Origin of the sequence: Mesorhizobium sp. M4A.F.Ca.ET.090.04.2.1 (assembly GCF_003999085.1) — a bacterium.
GTDB lineage: Bacteria > Pseudomonadota > Alphaproteobacteria > Rhizobiales > Rhizobiaceae > Mesorhizobium.
On the sequence record NZ_RZOT01000918.1, the window covers coordinates 1 to 1025 of the forward strand.

At 68.3% G+C, this 1025-nt stretch carries 1 protein-coding gene; it reads left to right on the forward strand.

Translation table 11 applies throughout. The annotated features are described in order from the left end of the window. Positions 1 to 19 precede the first annotated feature (19 nt). Positions 20 to 1025, forward strand: a 1006-nt coding sequence (locus EN781_RS33140) for a Mur ligase family protein (RefSeq protein ID WP_127400760.1), incomplete at its 3' end; no start/stop codon positions are given.

Consider the following 1025-nt stretch of genomic DNA (forward strand, 5'->3'; position numbering starts at 1 on the left):
CGCTCAGGGAGCGCGCGGCATGAGCCTGCTCTGGACCTCCGAGGCGCTGGTCGACGCGATGGGCGGACGGCCGATCGGCGTCATGCCGCAAGGCATATCGGGCATTTCGATCGACAGCCGCAGCCTGCAGCCCGGGGATGCCTTCTTCGCGATCAAGGGCGAGACGATGGACGGCCATGATTTCGCGACCGCGGCCGTCAAGGCCGGGGCCGGCGTGCTGGTGGTCGCCGAAGGCAAGCTGCCGTCGCTGGGGCGGCTGACGGCGCCGATGATCGTCGTGCAGGACGTGCTGGTGGCGCTGGAAAGACTGGGCGTCGCCGCGCGCGCCCGCGCCGGGGCCAGGATCATCGCGGTGACCGGCTCGGCCGGCAAGACGACCACCAAGGAGGCGCTGCGCCACGTGCTGTCGGCGGTCGGCACCGTGCACGCCTCGGCGCAATCGTTCAACAACCACTGGGGCGTGCCGCTGACACTGGCGCGGATGCCCGAGAGTTGCGACTTTGCCGTGTTCGAGATCGGCATGAACCATCCGGGCGAGGTCCGGCCGCTGGTCAAGATGGTCCGGCCGCATGTTGCCATCGTCACGCTGATTGCGGCCGCGCATCTCGGCTTCTTCCGCAACCTCGACGAGATTGCCCAGGCCAAGGCCGAGATATTCGAAGGGCTGGAGCCGGATGGGGCGGCGCTGCTCAACCGTGACGATTCCCGCTGGAAACTGCTCGACAAGATGGCAAAGGCCGCCGGTGTCGAGCATGTCTACAGTTTTGGCGAAAATGCCCGCTCGACCTTCCGGCTGGTGAAATGTGAGCTCGACGCCGACCATTCCGTTATCGCCGCCAAGATCGACGGTCGGGAGGTCCTTGCCCGCGTGGGCGCGCCCGGCCGCCACATGGTGCAGAATGTGCTGGCCGTGCTGGGCGCGGCGCAGCTGGTCGGCGCCGATCTCGGCAAGGTGGCCTCGGCGCTGGCCGACCTCTCGGCCGAGCGCGGCCGCGGCAAACGCCACATACTGCGCCATCCAAAGG